Origin of the sequence: Collinsella sp. AM40-7AC (genome assembly GCF_003468125.1) — a bacterium.
GTDB classification, from domain to species: domain Bacteria; phylum Actinomycetota; class Coriobacteriia; order Coriobacteriales; family Coriobacteriaceae; genus Collinsella; species Collinsella aerofaciens_O.
On record NZ_QSGK01000015.1, the window covers coordinates 18,087 to 39,368 of the forward strand.

Genomic DNA, 21,282 nt, shown 5'->3' on the forward strand with positions numbered 1-21,282 from the left:
AAAATAGGACAAAGGGGATGTCCCTTTGTCCTATGTGCCGGGCCTGCAGCTGGGACATGCCCCAGGCCCGGCGTCGTGTAGGAAAAGCTACTTAGAGAGCCTTCTCGATGCGGCTCGTGACGCCCTTGAGGTTAAGACCGACGACGTACTGCTTGATCGGGCGCTTGATGTGCTCGATCACAAAGCGCTTGCCGTCAATGTCCTGGGCAGCGAGGTTGCGATAGAGCTTCTCGACCTGCTCCTTGACCTCGGGATCGTTGAACGCGTAGTGGCCGGAGACATCCAGAATCTTCAGGCTGAGCTCGTCGTCGGCCAGAATGTCGTCAACCTGCAGGTTGACATCGTCGCCGGTCATCCACTTGCGCCAGCGCTCGGTCTTGATGGCCTTGACCAGCAGCGTGTGATACAGATCGGAGGGATCGTCGCACAGGCCGTTGTCGACCAGAATCTGCTCGGTAGCGCAGAGCTTGAGGTAAGCGCGGGTCTCCTCGGTGCCGTACTGAGGGGCGACATTGGAAGCGGTCACGTGTGCCGGGATGTGCTCGAGCAGCGTCGCGTCGTCCAGGTAGTCGGCGTTGTGCTCCTTCAGGCCCACGCCGTAGCGCTTGGCCATGTCGGCGAGCTCGCGGGCATTCTTAAAGTTGTAATGACCGACCTGCTCGGTCCAACGGGTGAGCGTACCGGTCTGGCCGACGATAAAGGTGGGCATGGGGCAGCCGCGCTTCTCGAGCTCGGGCTGCAGCTGAGAAATGAACTCCTCGTACTTGTCGGTGGAGGTCAGGCCGCCATTGGTCTCCTCGGTACCGACCTCATAGGCAACCTCGGGCAGGTTATGCTCGCGACGGTACTGCTCAAGATAGTCGATAAGATCGATCGTGCGGCGAAGCACCACGTCGAGCGGAATAACCTTGCCGATCTGATAGGGGTCCTTGGTGGGGTCGACCATCAGCAGGTCAAAGCCTGCCTCCATGTCGGCGACAAAGGACTTGCGGGCGAGCTCCATGGCCTCGTCCTCGGGCAGGTGGGCGTTACGCTCCTCGTCGCGCTGCCACGGACCGCCGTGATCGCGGCACAGGTAGTACGGACCGGTATAGCCCACCTCGTCGGCAACCTTCTTAATGTCGGCGGCAAAGCGCGTCTGGTCCCAACCGTTGACGTAGCCGGCGCCCATCTCGTCCATATCGACCTGGTTGCGGCTAGCGATAAACATGGGCGGGAAATCCTCGTCCTTGGCAAGCTCGAACACGGCCTGAATCAGGTTGGGGCTCATGGGGCCAATGCCGACCATGGTTGCGTGATCGCCGCTGTCCTGCAGCTTGAGCATGCCCTGAACGGCCTGGCGGATGGTGAGGTTGGACATTTTGTTCTCCTTCTCCAGAGGATTTTTGACAAAAGTTCCCTGGGACCCAGATGTGGGCCCTATCAGTGCGGATGGATTTTGTTGTGTAGGGACGGTTGTGCGGAGTCAAATCCATCCCTCCGCACAACCGGAGTCCTTAAAGGTTTACTTGGCCTGCTTATCGAGCGTGGGCTTCATGGCAATCAGGATTGCAGCGGCGACCACGGATCCAATCACGATGTCCAGGCAGAACAGCGCGACGTTGTTGGTGGCAAGGGCGACGATAAAGCCACCGTGTGGGACGTAGCAGTCGATACCCTGGAAGGCGGCGAGTGCCGCACCCACGGCAGAGCCGATGCAGATGCCGGGCAGGGTGTGGCCAAGATCCTTGACCGCGAAGGGAATGGCGCCCTCGGTAATACCGATGCAGCCCATGAACAGTGCGGAGATGCCCATCTGACGGTCGGCGTCATCGAACTTGGTCTTTGCGATGAGCGCAGCGAGGCCACAGGCGATCGGGGGAACGGCGACGGCAACGCGGAACATACCGTTGGGGCCATAGATGCCGGATGCCATGATAGCCATGGTAAAGGTCGAGGCGGTCTTATTGATGGGGCCACCCATGTCGAAGGCGGTCATAACGCCAATGACCAGACCAAGGACAACAGCGGAGCCGCCCTGCAGGCTGCCGAGCACGCTGGTGAGCCAGTCCATCACAAAGCCAAGCGGCGTGGCCAGAATGTAGATATAGGCCATACCCAGGACAAGCGAGGTCAGAATCGGGATGATCAGGATGGGCATGATGGTCTGGATGGTGTTGTTGACCTTCCAGGTCTTCATCCAGCGGACAAAGTAGCCGCAGATGACCGCCATGATCATGGCGCCCAAGAAACCGGTCGAAACGCTGTTGCCGCTAGGGGTAACGACTGCGTTGTTGACCAGGTAGCCCAGGACAAAACCAGGGGCGAGCGCGGGCTTGCCGGCCATCGAGTAGGAGATGTATGCCGCAAGCACCGGGATCATCATGGAGATGCCGGCCATACCGATGGTGTTAAGACTCACCATCAGCGGGTTCGTAACCTCCATGCCATTGGCGCCGGCGGTGCCGGATGCCAGTGAGAAGGCGAGGAACACGCCGCCGATAACGACAATGGGGATAAAATAGGAAACGCCGGTATTGAATGCATTGAGCAGCGTCTTGCCAGGATCGGCAAAGATGGACTGCTTGGACGCCGGTGTCGGGGCCTGCGGGGCAGCGGAGACGGCCTTCTTCTCTGCCTTGGCCTCGGCCTTGGGCGCGTCAACGGAGCCGCCCGTCGCCTTGATGATCTCAACAGCCTGGTCGATGATCTTTACCGGATCGGCGATTACATCCGAGGTACCGACCTTGAGGAACTTGCCCTCGGCCATCTTCTGCTCAAAACGGTCCTCGTTCTCGACACCCACGTCGACGGACTCCAGGACCAGGTCGGCGGAGTCCACGTCTTCCTGCGTGAGCTCATTCTCGATACCCAGGCCACCCTGAGCCTCGACCTTGCACTCGATGCCACGGGCGGCGCATTCATCTTGAATCGCCTTCTGGGCCATATACGTGTGGGCGATACCCACGGTACAGGCGGCAACGCCTACGATCTTCATTGCTTCCCTCTTTTCATAGAGTTGCGTGCGCAAGACACCGTTTGCGGAGGCCTCCGGAGCATCCCCTGCCGTTTGGACTTGCTGTCTTTTCGACAAGACCAATATAGGTGCTCGTTTTTCTTAATGCCAGCTTATTTCGGTAAACGCGCAGGTCAGAGCGTTGGTTATGCGATTTAGTTATGCGTTTAACCAAAAATGAATCCTGCGATTTTACCCTCGATTTCAAAAGTCAAGAAGTATTTGATTTTCTCGGTAGACGGCAGATGCGCATGCCGGTCACAAATTTCGACCCCACCCGTATACCGCATTTGTTGCATACTCATATGAAAGGAAAAGGTCGCTCACCGAAGCGTATCCCTCACCAAGACTCAAAGTCATCATGTTGGAAAATGCTCATCTGTCGGAAGGAGTCGCTGTGGCAAAACAGCGCGTTACGATCGCAGACGTCGCTCGAGAGGCGGGAACCTCGACGGCAAGCGTCTCGTATTACCTCAACGACAAACGAGAAAAGCTTAGCGAAAAGACGCGGAACAAAATCGCGCGCGTCATTAAGGAACTCGGATACGTTCCCAACGCCCAAGCGCAGACGCTCACCGGCAAGCAAACCCGCGTCATTGCCATCATCATTTTGGATAACACCAACAAATGGGCGGGGCTCGTTCTCAATGGCATGGAGCAGGTCATGCTCCCCGCGGGCTACCAGACAGTCGTTTGCACGAGCAACTTTAACCCCGAGACCGAGCTCATGTACGTCGACAAGATGCTCTCGCTGGGCGTCGATGGCTTTATCATCCAGCCCACGGCAAACTTCAAAGCCGTGCACGACCGCATTAAACGCGCCGGCAAGCCGGTCGTCTTTTTCGATGCGGCCATCTACAGCCCAGGCACCAGCTGGATCAAAACCAACCTCTACGACGGCGTGTACAATGCCACGCAGGCGCTTCTCGATGCCGGCTACGAGGACTTTTTCTCCATTGCCGCCAATATGACCGAAATGCGCACCCGCATGGAACGTTTTCAGGGATATGCCGAGGCATTAGCCGCGAATGGGCAGCTCTACAAAGCCATCCCCATCGACCACAACAAGCCGTCAATCAACGAGCTCACCGAATACTTTAAATACAAGTTCAACCCCGCCAAGCGTACGCTCATCTTTGTCCAAAACCAATGGGCGCTCCCCCGCGTCTACAAGGCACTTCAGCCCATGGCCCATCTGCTTCCGCAGCAAATCGGCCTTTTGGGACTCAACTGCGAAGACTGGACTAATCTCACCACACCGACCGTCTCCACCATCATCGAGCCCGTCGACCAGGAAGGTCGCGAAGCAGCCGAGATGCTGCTCGCCCTACTTGACGGCAGCAGCGAACCCGGCGAGCAGCGCATTCTCGAGTGCAAGCTCAACTGGCTCGACTCCACCTCGATCTAGACCGCGGGACAAATTAATCAGTAGCATCTATCCCAAATCTTGAGTATTTGTTCGATAGAACGACCCTCGGCGGCTCCTGCTAGACTGGTAGATTCCCAACCGTCCATCCAGGAGCCTCAATGTCGCGCAAGTCCGCCTACAAGCAAGTACTTTCCATCGGCACCGCCGTGGTGCTGGGGTTTGCACTGTTTACGGGATCGCTTGACGGGGCGCCCAAGCTGCTGTCGCCGCAAAGCGACGAACAGGCGGCGGCTCTGGCCGAAAAACAAAACGAGAGCCCCAGCCGCACCGACGACGAGGCAGACCTGGTCGCCCGGCTCGAATCGGGAACAGCGAGTTCCTCGGACTCTCAAAATAGCCAAGACTCTGGCGATGGCTCCGATTCCGCCGCAACCGACACCGGCGACGGCGCTTCCGCGGACAGCACCGCCACCCCCATCGACGAGGTCGAAAACCCCGACCTCAACCGCGCCCGCGGTGTTTATCTCAGCAGCATTCCCGACTATGCCGGCAACCCCTACGTTGCCCTTCGCGCCGACAGCACGCACCCGCTCGGCACGCCGTCATTCACACTCGATGAATACGATCGCGCCACCGAAGAGGGCTGCTTTAAGAAGTTCTCCAAGCTCGACAGCCTGGGCCGCACTCGCAAAGCGCTCGCCTGCGTGGGCCCCGAATCGCTCGGTCAAGGCAAGCGCGGCGATATCTCGCGCATCCATCCCGCCGGATGGCATCAGCAGCGCTACGACTTTATTCCGGGCCAGAGCCTCTACAACCGCTGCCACCTCATCGCCTGGTCGCTCTGCGGCGAAAACGCCAACCGCAAGAATCTCCTCACCGGCACGCGCTATCTCAACGAGACGGGCATGCTGCCGTTTGAGGAGCAGATTCTCGACTACATCCGCGAAACGGGCAACCACGTGCTCTACCGCGTCACGCCCATGTATAACGAAGAGGAACTTGTCTGCCGCGGCGTGCGCCTTGAGGCGCAATCGGTCGAGGACCACGGCAAGACCCTCTGCTTCCACGTATACTGCTACAACCTGCAGCCGCATGTGCAGATCGACTACGCCACCGGCCGCAATCAGACCTCGGGAGACTAGGGCCGACCAAGCTGCCCCAAAACCTAAATTGATCCGTTTTCCTCCGTCCCCAAAGGATCAAATAAGGCCGCCCCGGTTGCCCAGGGCGGCCTTTTCGTCAGCACCTACATTGCAGACAAAACCACACGTTACTTAGCGCGACCCTCCTCATAGCGCTCGACCAGCTTGGCCTGAACGTCATAAGGCACCTGCTCATAGCCTGCGGGCTTCATGGTAAAGTCGCCCGTGCCGCGCGTGATAGAGCGCAGGCGCGTCGAATAATCCGTCAGCTCGGCCAGCGGCGCCTGGGCAATGACCACGGTATCACCGCGCTCGTCGGTCTCCATGCCCGTCACGCGACCGCGCGAGGCCGAGATGTCGCCCATCACGGCGCCGGCATAGCTCTCGGGGATCGTCACCGTGATTTCCTCGATGGGCTCCAGCACCACCGGGTCGGCATCGGCACATGCCTTGCGCAGGCCAATGCGAGCCGCCGCGCGGAACGCCATCTCGTTGGAGTCGACGCTGTGATACGAGCCGTCGTACACAGCCACACGAATGCCCGTAAGCGGGTAGCCGGCAATAATGCCGTCCTTCATGGTCTCCTGGACGCCCTTGTCCACGGCGGGAATCAGCGAGCGCGGAATACGGCCGCCTACGACCTCGTCCACAAACTCATAGCCATCGCTCGTGCCGTCGGGCCCAATGAGTGGCTCAACGCGCAGCCAGCAGTCGCCATACTGACCGGCACCGCCAGTCTGCTTCTTATGACGACCCTGGGCACTTGCCGTGCGGCGGATGGTCTCGCGATACGGAATACGGATCGGCACGCTCTTGGCAGCGACCTTGGTGCGGTCCTCCAGGCGATTGAGCAGGACCGAAACCTGTGCCTCGCCCACCGCCGAGATAATGGTCTGGCCGGTCTCCTCGTCGCGGTCGATGCTCATGGTTGGATCGGCCTTGCAGGCCTTCTCGATAAACGTGTAGAGCTTCTCCTCGTCGCCGCGATTCTCGGCCTCGATGGCGATGCGGTACTGCGAGTTGGGGAACTTAAACGCCGCCGCCTCGACCTTACCGGTAATGGAGAGCGTATCGCCCGTCTCGGCCGCCAGCTTGGGCGCCACAATAATGTCGCCGGCATAGGCGTGACCGACCTCGGTCATGTCGCGGCCGCACATCACATACAGGTGAGCCAGGCGATCGCTCTTGCGGGTACGCGCGTTGATCAGCTCAAGGCCCGGCTCAAGCGTACCCGTCAGTACTTTGATAAAGCTGATGCGACCCTGCTGCGGATCGGCCAGCGTCTTAAACACAAACGCCACCGGACGATCATCGTCACTCGAGATCTTAAGCGAATCGCCGTCGATAAGCGGCATCTCGCCGTAGTCGGTCGGCGCCGGGAAGTACGTGGCAATGTCGTCCATCAGCGAGTTGACGCCCTGCTCCTTAATGCAATCGCCCGCAAAGACCGGCACAAAGATGCGCTCGGCGATCGCCTTCGACAGCAGGCCTTCAAGCTCCTCCTGCGTCAGCGTCTCCTCGCCTTCCAGGTACTTCATCATCAGCTCATCGTCGGCCTCGGCCACCAACTCGCACAGATGGTCATGGGCTTCCTCGGCCTGGGCACGATACTCCTCGGGAATCTCCGACTCAACGGCCTCGGCGCCGTTGCAGTGGCGCGCCTTCATGCGCACCAGGTCGATGATGCCGTCAAAGTCCTCGCCCTCGCCCCAGGGAAGAGTCACGGCGCCCAGGCGCGTACCAAAGCGCTCCTGCAGCAGGTCCATTGTGGTCGCAAAGCTGGCCTCGGAGCGCGACAGGCGGTTTACGAACACCGCACGCGCCAGGCGCAGGTCCTCGGCGGCATACCAGAGCTTAACCGTCGTAGGCTGCGGGCCGGCCTCGGCGTCGACCACAAACAGAGCCGTCTCGCAGACGCTCATCGCGGCAAAGGCGTCGCCGATAAAATCGGGGTAGCACGGGGCATCGAGCACATTGATGCGCGCGCCCTTCCAGTCGATCGGCGCAATGGTCGTCGAGATGGAAAATGCACGCTTGACCTCTTCGGGGTCATAGTCGAGCGTGGGCCTGGTGCCGTCGTGGCCGCCCAGGCGGGCGGTCTTGCCGGAAAGGTGGAGCATGGCCTCGGCGAGTGAAGTCTTGCCCACCCCGCCTTGGCCTACGAGCACCACGTTCCTTACGTTACCGGTCTTGGGAGCACCCATGATGACCTCCTTGCAGGGCCGCGCGCAATGCGCGACGCCAACGGGGAGAGTTCGCGGTCGGTGCCGTCCCGGGAGCAGCATGGTCGGCAGCCGAGCCGACTCACCCTCCAAATGTCCTATGCCACCACCCTACCCTCACGGACGGCTGTCCATGCATACCTTTCGGCACACGTATGAATACAGGCGGCGAGAGGAAGAGACAAGCTTGTGGGGCAATTATTGAACCCCGTCGATGTAAACAAAAAGCCGCCACAGACCGTAAGACCTGTGGCGGCTTCGCCTCAATTAATAGTTGAGTAAATACCTGAGTCTACCCCTCGATACGGCTCAAGAACTCACGCGTGCGCTGCTCGCGCGGATGGTCGATAACCTGTTCGGCAGATCCCTCCTCGACAATGCGACCGCCGTCCATAAAGACCACGCGGTCGGCAACATCGCGCGCAAATTGCATCGCGTGGGTCACGATTACCATCGTCATATTCTGCGCCGCCAGGTCCTTAATGACACGCAGCACCTCGGCCGTCAGCTCGGGATCGAGCGCCGAGGTCGGCTCGTCAAAGAACAGGATCTCCGGGTCGAGCGCTAGGGCGCGGGCAATACTCACGCGCTGCTGCTGACCGCCCGAAAGCTCACACGGAACCTTATTCTCGTTGCCCATAAGCCCCATCTGAGCAATCAATTCATACGCACGAGCTTCCGCCTGCTCGCGCGGGCGCTTAAGCACGCGGATCGGCGCGTCGATGATGTTTTTCATCACGGTATAGTGCGGGAACAGGTTGTAATTTTGGAACACCAGGCCGAATCGCGAGCGCGCCTGCTTGGGCACATCGCCCTTCGCATAGACCGCGCCCGATCCCACATCCGTCGCAACCGCAAGGTCGCCAAACGAAAGCGAGCCACCGTCGAGTGTCTCGAGCAGCGTAGCGCAGCGCAGCAGCGTGGACTTACCGCCACCCGAAGGCCCGATAATCGCCACGACCTCACCGCGCTTGACTTCGAGTGAGATATCCTTGAGCACCTCATTGCCGCCAAACGCCTTACGCGCGCTTTCGATTTTCATCACTGAGTTAGTCATGATAATAGTCCAGCTTCTTTTCGGCAGCGCCCAGCAGCATCTCGACCACAAAGTTAAAGACCCAGTAGATCAACGCCGCAATCGCAAACGGCACCATGCTCACCTGCGAGGCGACCAGCGCCTTGGCGGTCGAGAACATCTCACCCACGCCAATGGCAAACGCCAGCGACGTGTCCTTGACCAGTGTGATGATCTCGTTGCCCATCGCCGGCAGAATACGCTTGGCGACCTGCGGCATCACGATATACAGAAACGTCTGCAGACGCGAGTAGCCCAGCACCTCGGCGGCCTCATATTGACCGCGCGGAATCGACTGCAGGCCCGAGCGATAGATCTCGGCAAAGTAGCCGGCGTAGTTGATGATGAATGCCACGACGCACGCCGTCCATTTGGAATCGGGCGTGAGCGAGATGCCAAACACGTAGTACGGGGCAAAGTAGATCGCAAACATCTGCAGCATAAGCGGCGTGCCGCGCATGACCGAAATATAGATGCGCGCGATCCAGCGAAGCGGCGCAATTTTGCTCATGCGCATAAACGCCACGGGAATTCCCAGCGGAATCGACCCCAACAGCGTCAGCACAAACAGCTGCAAGCTGACCAAGAATCCCTGGCCAAGCATCTGCATCATGACCTGAATAGACAACCCAAGCTCTCTTTCACAGTAACGGAACAGCGAACCCAATGCTAAAGCGGGTTTTCCAGGTGCCCGAGTTTGCCGTGAAAGAGGAGCGCCGCGTACTAAATGTACGCAAGCGACGGTTTGAACGGCAAAATCGGGTGCCTGGGAAAGCCGCTATTTGAGCACCCAGTTGTCGAAGGAAAGACCATAGCTTGAATACTTGTCGCACAGGTCCTTGACCGTGCCGTCCTCGTAGAGCGCCTTGAGTGACTCGGTTACAGCATCGGCCGACTTGGTGTCGCCCTTCTTAAAGCCGACGGCGTAGTGCTCGCTGGACAGCGGCTTGTCGAGCTGCGTATAGGCATCGGGCTTGGCGGCCAGCTGATACTGAGCGATCGAGAGGTCACAGGCAACGGCATCGACCGCACCACTCTCGAGCTGCATAAACGCCGTGTTGTACTCACCGATGGTATCGAGCGTGGCAAACGTCGCGGCCAGATCCTTCTGGTCGCCCTCGAGCACATCCTGCGCAGCGGAATCAGTCTGGGTAATCACGGTCTTGCCGGCAAGATCCTCCCAGCTCTTGATACCCGCGTCCTTCTTGACCACGAGCACCTGCTCATTGAGCATGTACGGCTCGGAGAACGTGTAGTCGTCCTCGCGACCCTCCATGGTAAAGCCGTTCCAGATGCAGTTGATGGCGCCGGAGTTGAGCAGCGTGTCCTTGGCATCCCAGTCGATGGCCTCGTATTTGACCTCCCAACCCTGCTTATCGGCAACAGCCTTGGCCAGATCGAGATCAAAGCCGGTGTACTCGCCATCGTCGCCCACAAAACCGTACGGAGGATAGGACTTATCAAAGCCCACCACGAGCTTCTTGGACTCTGCAGCGCCCTTCACATCCTTGGCCGCGGCAGAGCCAGCAGCGGAGCCCTTGCCGGCACCACCGCCGCAACCGACAAGACCAAGGCCGAGCACCGTGGCAAGCGAGCCGGCTAGACCAACAAACTGACGACGAGACATATCGGTGTTCATGGTATTCCCCCTTGATAGCACTTTAGTTAGGTAAAGTGAGTCATGTAACGTTCAGAATCATACACTTTACCTTGATGGAGCACAAGGTTGGGGTTGCCCGGCGCGGGCGGGGAGCGGCGCGTAATTAAGTTTCCTGCTCTACAGTCCTGCGCAAGACGGAAAGCACATTAAGTGCTTTCCTTTGCGTGCGGAACTCGCGATAAACTTAATTACGCGCCGCTCCCCGCCCGCGCCGGGCAAACGTCGTTGGGCTTATCACTGACAGGAAATGGGCGCTTGCATATCGCCCGTTGGCTTGGCACGGTACAATGCTTGCAGCTTTTAATTCATGAATTAGTGGAGTTATTGATGGCAGAATCTCGTGCGGAGCGTAGGGCTCGTCGTGCTTTGGCGGAGGCGGCTGAGGGGTCGGAGGGGATAAAATCTTCTACGAAATCCAAGTCGTCTCAGGATGCGAAGGGTAAGTCAGCCAAGGGCAAGGCTAAGGCCAAGCGCCCCAGTTCTCGTCGGAACGAGGACAAGGCATCTCAGACTCGCTCCAAGCGCTCGCATAAAGATCCGGTTTCGTCTGCGCGTAAGGCTGTGGACCCCAAGTCTCCCTGTTCGATCATGAAAGCTTGCGGTGGGTGTACGGCGCTCAATCGTCCTTATAAGAAGCAGTTGGCGGCCAAGCAGGCTGCTATGGAGGAGCTGTTTGCTGAGCTCTGCGAGCGCGAGGGCATTAGCGTCGACCCCATTCGCGGTATGGGAGTCACCCTGGGAGACCCGGGCAAATATCCTGCGCCGCGTGGTTTTCGTCATAAGGCTGCCACTCCGTTTGCTCCCGGCAAAGAGGGCGCTGTCCGCTGCGGCTTTTTTGAACGTGGGACACACAGAATCGTTGCTGTTCCTGAATGCCCTGTCGAGGCACCGGGCGCCCGTCAGATTCTCAACGGCATCGCGCGTGAAGCTGAGCGCCTGCACATTCCCGCCTTTAACGAGGACAAGCATCTGGGCTTGCTCCGCTATGCCGTCGTCCGCTGCGGTTGGCGTACCGACCAGGTCATGGTCACGCTCGTAACCGCTCAGCGCGACTTGCCGCATGCGCAGGAGTTCTTTGAGGCTGTCGCCGCACTCAATCCGCACATCGTCACCGTCGCCCAAAACATCAACGGACGCCCCGGCAACGCCATCCTCGGCGAGGAAACTCGCATCGTGTATGGCGCCGAATGCATGCGCGACCAGCTGCTCGGCTGCGAGTTCGATATCTCCCCCACCGCGTTTTATCAGACCAACCCGCAACAGACCGAGCTGCTCTATCAGCTCGCTATCGACGGCATGGATTTGCACCAGGGCGATGTGCTCATGGATGCCTACTGTGGCAGCGGTACCATCGGTCTTTGCGCCGCGAAGGATGCCCAGAACAAGGGTATCGGCATTATGCTGCTCGGCGTGGAGCGCAACCCGGCGGGCATTGCCGACGCACGTCGCAATGCCGAGCTCAACGGCCTCACCCGCAGCACTTGGTTTATGGCCGACGACGCCACCGACTACATCCTAGATGCCGCCGACAACAACGAGCGGATCGATGTCCTTTCCATCGACCCGCCGCGCGCCGGCTCCACCCCCGAGTTCCTCGAAGCCGCCTGCGCACTCAAGCCGCGCCGCATCACCTATATCAGCTGCAACCCCGTGACCCAAGAGCGCGACCTGCACCAGCTCCTCGACGGAGGCTATCGCCTGCTCAAGATCACGCCCGTCGACATGTTCCCCCATACCGACCACACCGAAACCGTAGCGGTCCTCGAGCGCCGCTAATCCACCCCGGTAGATTTTCGGGACAAGAAAGGGGGCGGCCCGTCTGGACCGCCCCCTTCGCTTGGTTTATGAACTCCGCTACATCCCCTTGCGCAGGTCACACACGCCGGCTGCCGCCATCTCGCGCAGCAGTGTCTCGCGGTCGCGCGTCACGATCAAATCCAGCGGGAAGTGAATCTCGTCGAGCATCTTGCGCGCGTGATCGAGCTTGCCAATGGCCATGCCAATGTGGGCATCGGTCGACACGCCAATACCCACGCCCAGCTCGGCGCAGCGCTCGGCGATCTTGCGGCATACGGCCCAATGCTCAGTGTCGACACCGTGTTCAAGACTATGGTTGTTGATCTCGATGATCTTGTGCTTGGCCTTGGCCGCCAACAGCACCTCATCGATATCGAACGGCACGCCCGAGCGCCCCGCATGCCCAAGCATGAACACCTTGGGGTGCTCCAGGGCATTGATGTACATCTGGGTCGTTTGGGCGAGCGTCGCGCCTTCGGCAAACTGCGGGTTATGCACGCTTGCCACCAAATAATCCAAATTACGCGTCACCAAATCGAACAGCGAATGCTCACGACTATACGAATCGCCGGCGATATCGAGCGAAACGGGAATGTCTTCGCCAAACAAGCTGCCGTCCAGCGAAACGATATCAGCCTCGGCACCGCGGAGCACCAGCACGCCGCTCCAAATGCGCGGCCAGATATCCTGGTTAATAAAGAACTGGAAACTGCGCAGGTCATTGGGGCAAGGCGTAACCATCGAGCTTAAATGATCGGCGGAACCGAGCACCTGAAGGCCACGCTCCGCCGCCCAATAGATGTTCTCCTCAATGGTTGAGTACGCATGCGCGGAGAACATCGTATGAGTATGGATATCACAGGAAAGCAGGTAGGGCATCAGGTCTCCTTGTCCAGCATGGCCGTCGCGTATATTCATTGTACGCATAGCTTTCGGCAGTCGTAAAACTGCTTCATCCCAATCACACAACGGCATAGACAACGGGGTCTGGCTTAACACCAAACCCCGTTTCACGTAAAACATTGTAAGCAGAGCGCTTTACTTTTAACGATACTCGTCCGCCAACTGTTTCCAAGCGGGTAGCGAATTGATAATCGTTTCGTAACTCACGCAATAGCCCAGGCGGAACCAACCAGGCATGCCAAAGCTGTCCGAGGGCACCGCAAGCAGCTCATACTTCTTCGCGCGCTCACAGAACGCATTCGCATCGGGCTCCAGTGCCTTCACCCACAGGTAGAATGCACCATCCGGCTCAACATAGGTGTAGCCGTACTCCGCTAGTGCGTCGGTAAGCGCGGTGCGGTTGCGAGCATAGGCCTCGACATCACTCGGCTCATCGATGCAATCGATGATCACGCGCTGGAAGAGCGCCGGTGCGCACACAAAGCCCAGCGTACGGGCGGCACCCGCAACAGCCGGCATCAGACGCGCCGCCTGCGGGTTGGTGTTGGGAACCAAAATCCAGCCCACGCGCTCGCCCGGCAGCGACAGCGACTTGGAGTACGAATAGCACACGACGGCGTGCTCGTAAATCGAGGGCACCCAAGGCACCTCGGCGCCGTATACAATCTCGCGATACGGTTCATCCGAGATAAGCATAATCGGGTTCTCGGGATCGCGCTTGGCGTTGACCTCGCACAAAACTTTAGCCAGGCGCGTCAAGGTATCGCGCGTATACACAGCGCCGGTCGGGTTATTGGGCGAGTCGATAATGACGGCAGCCGTCTTATCGGTAATCGCCTTGAGCACGTTATCCACGCTCAGCTGGAACGTATCTTCATCGGCGAGCGCCTCGACACACGTACAGCCGGCCTTCTCAATCCACACACGATACTCCGGGAAGTACGGAGCGATAACGATGACCTCGTCGCCCGGATTGGTAATCGCGTTGAGCGTACAGGTGAGCGAAGCTGCCGCACCCACCGTCATAAAGACATCCTTGCCCTCATAGCTCGTGCCAAAACGGCGGTTGAGCGATTCGGCGACGGCTGCACGACATTGTGGCTGGCCAGGCGCGGGCGTATAGCCGTGCAGCTGGTCGCTCGGCAGCTCCAAGGCCTTCTTAATGGACTCCGCCACGGCAGCAGGCGCCGGAACGCTCGGGTTACCCAGTGAGAAATCGAACACGTTCTCTGCACCGATCTGCGCCTTGCGTTCAAGGCCATAGCTAAAGATCTCACGGATGATGGAGCTCTCCGCACCGCGAGCATACATACTTTCGTTGATCATCTGTTCCCCTTTCGCATAGGCGCTATTGTACGCTTTAGCCGAGCAAAGCGCCGCAGCAATGTTGATTGGGGACAGACTTAAATGCGTGAAAACGCTCATTTAAGTCTGTCCCCAATCAACAGATGGCCCCATATCGCTCAAAAGAAAGAGCCTCCGCAGGTTTCCCCGCGGAGGCTTTTGCTACAAAGATTACTCGTCGACGTCAGTATTGCCGCCGGCCTTCTTTTCGTCAGCGCTCTCGGCATCGTCAGCATCCTCAGACGCGACGCCGGCGTCCTCCTGCATGGCCGCCTGCGCAAAGGCCGCGGCATCAGCCGCCAGCTCCTCCTCGCTCATACGAGGCGCGCGCTTCTTGGTCGGCATGCCGGCCGCCTTGGCATTGCGCTCCTCCTTGGCCGCCAGGATATCGCCCTCGCGCTCAAGATAGGCGTCCCACTCGTTATCGAGCAGGGCATTCACGGCATCGCCCTCGAAAGTCTCGCGCTCAAGCAGCACCTTCGCCATCAGATCAAGCTGATCGCGACGGGCATCCAAGATCTCAACAGCACGACGATGGGCCTCGCGCATGATGCGCTGAACCTCGATATCAATGCGGCGCGCCGTCTCCTCGGAGTAATCCTGATGATCGGCATAGTCGCGGCCCAGGAATACCTGATGCTGCGCCTCGCCAAAGACCTGAGTGCCCAGCTCCTCGCTCATGCCCAGGCGCGTGACCATCTCGCGCGCCATCTTGGTCGCGCGCTCCAGGTCGTTGCTCGCGCCCGACGTGATGTCATCGCACATGAGCTCCTCGGCAACGCGACCGCCCAAGAACACGGCGAGCTCGTCGAGCATCTCGTTCTTGGTCTTGAGGAAGTGATCCTCCTGCGGAAGCTGCAGTGTGTAGCCCAGGGCCTGACCGCGGCTGACGATCGAGATCTTATGAACCGGATCGGAGTGCTCCAGGATGTGGCCCACCAAAGCGTGGCCGCTCTCGTGGTAGGCAATCGTGGTGCGCTCGGCTTCGGTCATCACGCGACCCTTGCGTTGCGGTCCGGCAATCACGCGCTCCATCGACTCCTCGACCTCGTCCATCGAGATCACGGAACGATGACGGCGAGCGGCCAGCAGCGCAGACTCGTTGAGCAGGTTCGCCAAATCGGCACCAGTAAAGCCAACGGTCATCTGGGCGAGCTTCTCAAACTTCACGTCCTCGTCCATCGGCTTGTTCTCGGCATGCACGCGCAAGATCTGCTCGCGGCCCTTCACATCCGGACGGTCGACCGTAACCTGACGGTCAAAACGACCGGGACGCAGCAATGCCGGATCCAGGATGTCAGGACGGTTGGTCGCGGCGATCAGGATGACCGACTCGCTTTCCTCAAAACCGTCCATCTCGACCAGCAGCTGGTTGAGCGTTTGCTCGCGCTCGTCGTGACCGCCGCCCAAGCCAGCTCCGCGCTGACGTCCCACGGCATCGATCTCGTCAATAAAGATGATTGACGGAGCCTGAGACTTGGCCTCCTTAAAAAGGTCGCGCACGCGGCTGGCGCCGACACCCACGAACATCTCGACAAAGTCGGAACCCGAGATGCTAAAGAACGGCACGCCCGCCTCGCCGGCGACGGCCTTGGCCAGCAGGGTTTTACCGGTACCCGGAGGGCCAACCAGCAACACGCCGCGCGGAATCTTGGCGCCCAGCTTGCGATAGCGGTCCGGATCGCTCAAAAAGTCGCGAATCTCCTCGAGCTCCTCGACTGCCTCGTCCACACCGGCAACATCCTCAAACTTGACCTTGGGGCGCGTTGCCTCGTTGGTCTTGGCGTTGGTCTTGCCAAACTGCATGTTCCTGTTGTTGGCGCCCATCATCTGGCGCATAAAGTAGAACATGATGGCGATCAGGGCGATCGTCGGAAGCACGCTCATCGCCAAGTCGCCCCAAAAATCGGGGTCATTGGTGTTGACGATGTACTTGGTATCGGGGTGCTCCGCCATAAGCTCGGCAAGCGAATCGGAGCCGACATAGGTCGAGGAGAAGCTCTTGAGCTCGCTCGTGTCACCCTTGTCCTTTTTCGTCTTCCAGTAATGACCCGCCACGCTTCCGTCTTGAACCGTATAGGTCAAATCTTCGACGCGATCCTGCTTAATGGCGTTAACCATCTCGCTCGTCGCGAGCTTTACGGTATTGCTGGAATTGGCAAAGCCGGAGCCCATGTTAAAGAAGGCGTAGCCCAGAAGCGCGCAAGCCAAAATAAAATACAGCCAGCCCGTACGCGTGGGCTTCTTGCCTCCGGGCATCCCCGGGATCTTAGGCTCCCGGGGAGTCTGGGAATTGTTATCGTTACGGTCGTCGGGCATCTTACGAATAAACCTCCGGTTTCAAAATGCCCAGATACGGAAGGTTACGATAGCGCTCGGCATAGTCGAGGCCGTAGCCCACCACAAAGGCATCGGGGCAATGGGTTCCAACATACTTGGGCGTGACGGCCGAGGTACGGTCCTCAACGTCCTTCCACAGGAAGGCGGCAACCTCCAGCGAAGCGGGCTTGCGGCTCTCGAGGTTCTTCATCAGATACTTGAGCGTCAGGCCCGAGTCCAGAATGTCCTCGACGATCAGCACGTCGCGACCGCGGATGTCGATATCCAGGTCCTTAATGATACGCACGATGCCCGAGGACTTCACACCGTCGCCATAGCTCGAAACGGCCATGAAATCGATGTTGGTCGGCAGCTCGATCTTGCGCATCAGGTCGCCCATAAAGACCACGGCGCCGCGCAGGACCGCAATCAGCACCAGATCCTTACCCGCGTAGTCGCGAGTAATCTGCTCGCCTAGGCGAGAGACGATACCGTCGATATCCTCCTGCGTAAACAGAACCTTCTCGATATCCGGATGTTGAGAAGCCATGACAACCCTTTCTTGTGCTTATCGCCCACACACCGCCGTATGGACGCGAACTTCACATTCTAGCAGCGCACGGGGTATATTTTCCAGCCCGTACGCCATCAGCGCGGGAATACCGTCAACGTCGCACAGAATAGCTGGCGTGGGACGCTATTCCGCATCGACCACGCGGAGCAGATATGCCACGCGCGTTGCGGCCGTGCACTTAAAACGCTCGTCCGCGCGAACTCCGGCGACCCATACCACGGCACCTCCCGGAGCCGTTCTCACCACAGGAACGCCTGCGCGCTCAGAAACGGGAATACGAGCCTCGTTCAGCAGGTCTGACACTTTCTTGCTTCGGCCGTTCATCCCCAACGGGCACATCACATCTCCCGGTGCGGGACCGTCCACCCACAGGCGCGCCAATCGCGCCTCGGCAGGGATCTCGCCACGCGAGCCCGCCAGGATCCGCTCACTATCGCTGTCGGCAAAACCCAGGGCAGCCGCGTCTACCAAAGCTGTCACTTCCCCGGCAGCCGCAAGCTCACGGGCGCGGCGCACGATATCGCATCCCGGTTCAACGGCCATCGGCTCTGCGACCAGCACACGTCCCCCGCCCAACGGCAAACGACCGGGTACGGTAACCCAGTCCGCGACCAGGCCCTCGCGAGCCACCGGCGCCTTAAACGCCAGCATGCCAAACTCAATGCGTGCGTCAATCCCCGCCGGAAGCGTGACCGAGCCGGCGCCCTCGGCAACGCAGGAAAGGACTCGCTCCACATGTCGCATCTCTGGACGAGCGTCCGGATCGATGCGTTTAATCGCCAGTCTCACGATGCGCCGCGCGATTACCACCTCAGCCGCGGCCAGTCGACGAGCGTCAAGGACCAGTGCACCCGCCGCCTCCTTACGCAGGCAGCTTCGGAACGCCTGTGCGGAAAGCTGGGAAAGAAAGGCATCCTCATCGCCTAAGATCTCGCAGGCGGCGCCAATCGTCTTACAGACGCTCGCGTTGCGCTGCGCCACCACCGGCATCACCCGATGGCGCACATAGTTGCGCAAGTACGAAACGTCCTCGTTGCTTTCATCTTCACGCCACGGTTGACCATGCACCTGCAGATAGCCTACGAGCTCATCATGAGTCAGGTCGAGCAAGGGACGCACCACGATATTCCTCCGGCGAGGTATGCTCGATAGACCAGCGGGCCCCGAACCCTTAATCGCGTTCATCAAAAACGTTTCCGCGCGATCCGAAGACGTGTGCGCGGTGCAGATACGAGCCGCCGTTCGCGGTGCCCCCGTCTGGGCGCAGAGCTCGCGAACATACCTTCGCGCCGCGGCATAGCGCACCTCGCGGGCAGCCGCCTCGATATTGCCCGATTCATCATCAAAATAGGCATGCTCAACACACAGCGGTAGACCATATTGCGCGCACAGGTCACGTACAAAGGCCTCATCGCCATCGGATGCCTCCGCGCGCAGGTGATGGTTCACATGCAGCACGTGTAGTCGCTCGCGCGCGATGGGGGCTACACCACGCCCATCCAGAATATCCAACTTTGATGTGCATGCCATAAGGAGCAAAGCCGTCGAGTCCGCACCACCTGATACCATGAGCACCACGGGGGCAGCCGTCTGCCGCGTTGCCAGGGCCCTATCATCGGCCCACGATGCAGCATGGTGTCCATAATGCTGAGATACCGTTGGCATTTGCTTCCTCCTCTATTCGTTCGCACCCATTGTATCCTTTGGAATATTATGTCTCGTCTGCACCTTCATATCCTTGGCAGCGGCTCAAAAGGCAACTGCGCGTTCATCGAAGGCCCCCGAGGGCTCATCATGATTGACGACGGTCTTTCTCGCCGCGAGACATTAAAGCGCATGGCAGAACTGGGGCTCTCGGCAGATAATGTCTCGGCTCTTCTCATCACTCATGAGCACAGCGACCACATCAAAGGTCTCGATGTCTGGTGCAAGCACTGGCACGGCCCCCTCTATGCCAGCAGGGGCACACTTTCGAGCAAAGAAAATCTTTCGTATCTGTCTGTCGAGGAGTTCGATCCCGGTGACACCCTATCCATTGCCGGCATCCACGTGCAAACCTACTCAACATCACACGATGTCATCAATCCAGTCGGCTATCGATTCGACGCCCTCGATGATTCCATCGGCTTTGCCACCGACACCGGAGAGCTATCAAGCCAAGCCATGAACACCCTCAAAGATTGTCGAGTCCTCGCGCTCGAAAGCAACCACGATGTGACCATGCTGCGCGAGGGAGAATATCCCCGCTTTCTTCAGGAGCGCATCCTGTCTGCAAGGGGGCACCTCTCCAACGACCAAGCCGCCGAAGCCGCGCGCGAACTCGTTACCGATCGCACCGAACAGCTCATTGCCATGCATATCAGCCAAGATAACAATCGCCCGAGCCTTACCGTCAAAAGCTATGCCAAAGCTCTAGCCGCAACCCTAGATGACGAGCTCGGCAGCTCTGCCACCCTTCTCCAAGGATCGCGAAAACTCTCGATACGCCCCGCAAGCCAGTATCGGCCAGCAACCATTCAATAGACTGTTCTAGACAGCAAAAGGGGCTGGGAATCGCTTCCCAGCCCCTTTTGCTGTCTTTTAATAGCGAAGAACACCAACGAAGTTAGTCGATGGAAATCTTCGTAACGTTCTTCTTCTCGACGATCTTGGGAACCGTAACGGTAAGGATGCCGTCAGCGTACTTAGCCGAGAGGCCCTCGCTCGAAGCGTCCTTTAGATACACGCCACGCGTTGCGCTGTACGAACTGAACTCCTTCTGCAGGAAGTTCTTGCCCTCGTTCTCCTCGTCTTCCTCGACATTCACGCTAATGGACAGGCGGCCCTCGTTAAGCTCGACATCGATATCGTCCTTGGCGACGCCGGTCAGATAAGCCTTGACCTCATAGCCATCGCCCTTATCCTCAACGTCAACGGGGAACGCCTTAGAGGCAATCGAGCTGTTCGCTAGGTCACTCATATCATCAAACAGATCGAACAACGAGCTTGCAGAGGGACGAACGCCAAAAACCGAACGATAAGGAACCATGCTTGCCATGTTTACCACTCCTTTATAGGACTGCCGAGTCATCTTCTAGGTGACTGGGACTTCTTTTGACGCTCTTATATATGCCCACCCGATGCTCATATATACATCGACTATAAAGTTTTTTGAGTCCATTACTATCAGCATATCTAAGTGTGTTCCACTAAGGTTTTAGGAAGGTAAAGGTTCTTTGAACCAGAGCTTAAATAATGAGTATGTCCACAGCTATAAATAACAAGGGGCTTACAATGAGCGCGTACACGTTGTTGGTAACGAGCTAAAGGGCATCATGGACGACCAAAACCAGAACAATATGTTTATGCCGACGCAAGGGGAAGATACTTCCACGCAGCCGCCACGGTTCCATCGCCCTCACATCTCGCAAGAGCCCATTAATGATCCAGAGCCCGAGTATGTGACGAGAAATCGATATCAAACACTCGAGGATACCCAAACGGGACGTAAACATATGGGCGTCGCATCGGGCGATCCCGTATATCTGAAAGATGCACCGTTATCAAAAAACAGCGCAATCAATGACGACCCGACGGAAACGCGCATAACTCGGCAGCAAAGAGGTCCTCGACCCAAGCAAACCTTAACGCATTCGGCTCGTTATCTCGAAACGCCAAAACAGGGAAAGTCAATCTTCGTTTCGTCAAGTAAACGACGCAAGCAGCATCAGCTGACAATCCTGCTTATGATCATTGCGTCCATAGCAGTTGCCCTTGTTATACGATTTATTTGCTTTAAATAAAGGCTCAATACCGAAAACAACAAGATCGTCTGGTGTAATTGAGTCATTTACACCCCGTAAACGCAAAAAAGGGGGAGGCCGCGAGGCCTCCCCCTTCTTC

General features: G+C 58.5%; 17 protein-coding genes. 5 read left to right on the plus strand and 12 right to left on the minus strand.

The window, feature by feature from the left end; translation table 11 throughout:
* Nucleotides 1-91: 91 nt before the first annotated feature.
* Complete coding sequence (locus tag DW892_RS09765; RefSeq protein WP_055251764.1) at nucleotides 92-1,360, minus strand: class II D-tagatose-bisphosphate aldolase non-catalytic subunit; 1,269 nt, start codon at nucleotides 1,358-1,360, stop codon at nucleotides 92-94.
* Nucleotides 1,361-1,504: 144 nt separating this feature from the next.
* A complete protein-coding gene (locus DW892_RS09770; RefSeq protein WP_117767250.1) occupies nucleotides 1,505-2,977 on the minus strand; it encodes a PTS fructose transporter subunit IIC in 1,473 nt (490 codons plus the stop codon).
* 415 nt (nucleotides 2,978-3,392) lie between these two features.
* On the opposite strand from DW892_RS09770, the gene DW892_RS09775 reads away from it, so the two are divergent.
* Together DW892_RS09775 and DW892_RS09780 are read left to right on the plus strand one after the other, a co-directional pair.
* The gene (locus tag DW892_RS09775; protein ID WP_233546914.1) at nucleotides 3,393-4,403 is read left to right on the plus strand and encodes a LacI family DNA-binding transcriptional regulator; all 1,011 of its coding nucleotides are present in this window, start codon (nucleotides 3,393-3,395) and stop codon (nucleotides 4,401-4,403) included.
* A gap of 119 nt (nucleotides 4,404-4,522) precedes the next feature.
* Nucleotides 4,523-5,506, plus strand: a complete 984-nt coding sequence (locus tag DW892_RS09780; RefSeq protein ID WP_117767254.1) for a DNA/RNA non-specific endonuclease — start codon at nucleotides 4,523-4,525, stop codon at nucleotides 5,504-5,506.
* A gap of 128 nt (nucleotides 5,507-5,634) precedes the next feature.
* Here DW892_RS09780 and DW892_RS09785 read toward each other — a convergent pair whose 3' ends face one another.
* The 4 genes from DW892_RS09785 to DW892_RS09800 all read right to left on the minus strand — a co-directional run bounded on the left by DW892_RS09785 (nucleotide 5,635) and on the right by DW892_RS09800 (nucleotide 10,442).
* On the minus strand, nucleotides 5,635-7,710 hold the full coding sequence (locus tag DW892_RS09785; RefSeq protein WP_117767256.1) for a translation factor GTPase family protein: 2,076 nt from the start codon (nucleotides 7,708-7,710) through the stop codon (nucleotides 5,635-5,637).
* Nucleotides 7,711-8,020: 310 nt separating this feature from the next.
* The gene (locus tag DW892_RS09790; protein WP_117767258.1) at nucleotides 8,021-8,785 is read right to left on the minus strand and encodes an amino acid ABC transporter ATP-binding protein; all 765 of its coding nucleotides are present in this window, start codon (nucleotides 8,783-8,785) and stop codon (nucleotides 8,021-8,023) included.
* A complete protein-coding gene (locus DW892_RS09795) occupies nucleotides 8,778-9,431 on the minus strand; it encodes an amino acid ABC transporter permease (RefSeq protein WP_099432382.1) in 654 nt (217 codons plus the stop codon). The genes DW892_RS09790 and DW892_RS09795 overlap by 8 nt, the downstream gene beginning before the upstream one ends.
* A gap of 150 nt (nucleotides 9,432-9,581) precedes the next feature.
* Complete coding sequence (locus DW892_RS09800) at nucleotides 9,582-10,442, minus strand: transporter substrate-binding domain-containing protein (protein ID WP_117767260.1); 861 nt, start codon at nucleotides 10,440-10,442, stop codon at nucleotides 9,582-9,584.
* Between the two features lie 348 nt (nucleotides 10,443-10,790).
* Between DW892_RS09800 and rlmD the strand changes: the two genes are divergently transcribed.
* Nucleotides 10,791-12,239 carry a 23S rRNA (uracil(1939)-C(5))-methyltransferase RlmD gene (rlmD, locus tag DW892_RS09805; protein ID WP_117767262.1) on the plus strand — a complete coding sequence of 483 codons (1,449 nt, stop codon included), beginning with the start codon at nucleotides 10,791-10,793 and terminating at the stop codon, nucleotides 12,237-12,239.
* 78 nt (nucleotides 12,240-12,317) lie between these two features.
* On the opposite strand, the gene DW892_RS09810 is transcribed toward rlmD, so the two are convergent.
* The 5 genes from DW892_RS09810 to tilS all read right to left on the minus strand — a co-directional run bounded on the left by DW892_RS09810 (nucleotide 12,318) and on the right by tilS (nucleotide 19,065).
* Complete coding sequence (locus tag DW892_RS09810) at nucleotides 12,318-13,178, minus strand: phosphatase (protein ID WP_233546916.1); 861 nt, start codon at nucleotides 13,176-13,178, stop codon at nucleotides 12,318-12,320.
* Nucleotides 13,179-13,304: 126 nt separating this feature from the next.
* Complete coding sequence (locus DW892_RS09815) at nucleotides 13,305-14,489, minus strand: pyridoxal phosphate-dependent aminotransferase (protein ID WP_117767264.1); 1,185 nt, start codon at nucleotides 14,487-14,489, stop codon at nucleotides 13,305-13,307.
* A gap of 189 nt (nucleotides 14,490-14,678) precedes the next feature.
* The gene (ftsH, locus tag DW892_RS09820; RefSeq protein ID WP_117767266.1) at nucleotides 14,679-16,826 is read right to left on the minus strand and encodes an ATP-dependent zinc metalloprotease FtsH; all 2,148 of its coding nucleotides are present in this window, start codon (nucleotides 16,824-16,826) and stop codon (nucleotides 14,679-14,681) included.
* A 1-nt stretch (nucleotide 16,827) separates the two neighbouring features.
* A complete protein-coding gene (gene hpt, locus DW892_RS09825) occupies nucleotides 16,828-17,376 on the minus strand; it encodes a hypoxanthine phosphoribosyltransferase (protein ID WP_055251779.1) in 549 nt (182 codons plus the stop codon).
* A gap of 147 nt (nucleotides 17,377-17,523) precedes the next feature.
* On the minus strand, nucleotides 17,524-19,065 hold the full coding sequence (tilS, locus tag DW892_RS09830; protein WP_187365025.1) for a tRNA lysidine(34) synthetase TilS: 1,542 nt from the start codon (nucleotides 19,063-19,065) through the stop codon (nucleotides 17,524-17,526).
* 48 nt (nucleotides 19,066-19,113) lie between these two features.
* Here tilS and DW892_RS09835 point away from each other — a divergent pair, with 48 nt between their 5' ends.
* Nucleotides 19,114-19,923 (plus strand): MBL fold metallo-hydrolase, encoded by an 810-nt coding sequence (locus tag DW892_RS09835; RefSeq protein WP_187365026.1) that lies wholly within the window; start codon nucleotides 19,114-19,116, stop codon nucleotides 19,921-19,923.
* 82 nt (nucleotides 19,924-20,005) lie between these two features.
* Here the strand turns inward: DW892_RS09835 and DW892_RS09840 are convergent, their stop codons facing one another.
* Nucleotides 20,006-20,437: an Hsp20/alpha crystallin family protein gene (locus DW892_RS09840; RefSeq protein ID WP_035138719.1), complete on the minus strand. Its 432-nt coding sequence runs from the start codon at nucleotides 20,435-20,437 to the stop codon at nucleotides 20,006-20,008.
* A gap of 277 nt (nucleotides 20,438-20,714) precedes the next feature.
* Here DW892_RS09840 and DW892_RS10335 point away from each other — a divergent pair, with 277 nt between their 5' ends.
* Nucleotides 20,715-21,182 carry a hypothetical protein gene (locus DW892_RS10335; RefSeq protein ID WP_147349870.1) on the plus strand — a complete coding sequence of 156 codons (468 nt, stop codon included), beginning with the start codon at nucleotides 20,715-20,717 and terminating at the stop codon, nucleotides 21,180-21,182.
* The last annotated feature ends 100 nt before the right edge of the window (nucleotides 21,183-21,282 follow it).

Coding starts and splice junctions, on each gene's coding strand:
- ftsH (WP_117767266.1), bottom strand. CDS start 16,826: ATGCCCGACGACCGTAACGATAACAATTCCCAGACTCCCCGGGAGCCT.
- DW892_RS09810 (WP_233546916.1), bottom strand. CDS start 13,178: ATGAATATACGCGACGGCCATGCTGGACAAGGAGACCTGATGCCCTAC.
- DW892_RS09765 (WP_055251764.1), bottom strand. CDS start 1,360: ATGTCCAACCTCACCATCCGCCAGGCCGTTCAGGGCATGCTCAAGCTG.
- DW892_RS09840 (WP_035138719.1), bottom strand. CDS start 20,437: ATGGCAAGCATGGTTCCTTATCGTTCGGTTTTTGGCGTTCGTCCCTCT.
- hpt (WP_055251779.1), bottom strand. CDS start 17,376: ATGGCTTCTCAACATCCGGATATCGAGAAGGTTCTGTTTACGCAGGAG.
- DW892_RS09770 (WP_117767250.1), bottom strand. CDS start 2,977: ATGAAGATCGTAGGCGTTGCCGCCTGTACCGTGGGTATCGCCCACACG.
- DW892_RS09835 (WP_187365026.1), top strand. CDS start 19,114: ATGTCTCGTCTGCACCTTCATATCCTTGGCAGCGGCTCAAAAGGCAAC.
- rlmD (WP_117767262.1), top strand. CDS start 10,791: ATGGCAGAATCTCGTGCGGAGCGTAGGGCTCGTCGTGCTTTGGCGGAG.
- DW892_RS09780 (WP_117767254.1), top strand. CDS start 4,523: ATGTCGCGCAAGTCCGCCTACAAGCAAGTACTTTCCATCGGCACCGCC.
- DW892_RS09800 (WP_117767260.1), bottom strand. CDS start 10,442: ATGAACACCGATATGTCTCGTCGTCAGTTTGTTGGTCTAGCCGGCTCG.
- DW892_RS10335 (WP_147349870.1), top strand. CDS start 20,715: ATGGACGACCAAAACCAGAACAATATGTTTATGCCGACGCAAGGGGAA.
- tilS (WP_187365025.1), bottom strand. CDS start 19,065: ATGCCAACGGTATCTCAGCATTATGGACACCATGCTGCATCGTGGGCC.
- DW892_RS09790 (WP_117767258.1), bottom strand. CDS start 8,785: ATGACTAACTCAGTGATGAAAATCGAAAGCGCGCGTAAGGCGTTTGGC.
- DW892_RS09785 (WP_117767256.1), bottom strand. CDS start 7,710: ATGGGTGCTCCCAAGACCGGTAACGTAAGGAACGTGGTGCTCGTAGGC.
- DW892_RS09815 (WP_117767264.1), bottom strand. CDS start 14,489: ATGATCAACGAAAGTATGTATGCTCGCGGTGCGGAGAGCTCCATCATC.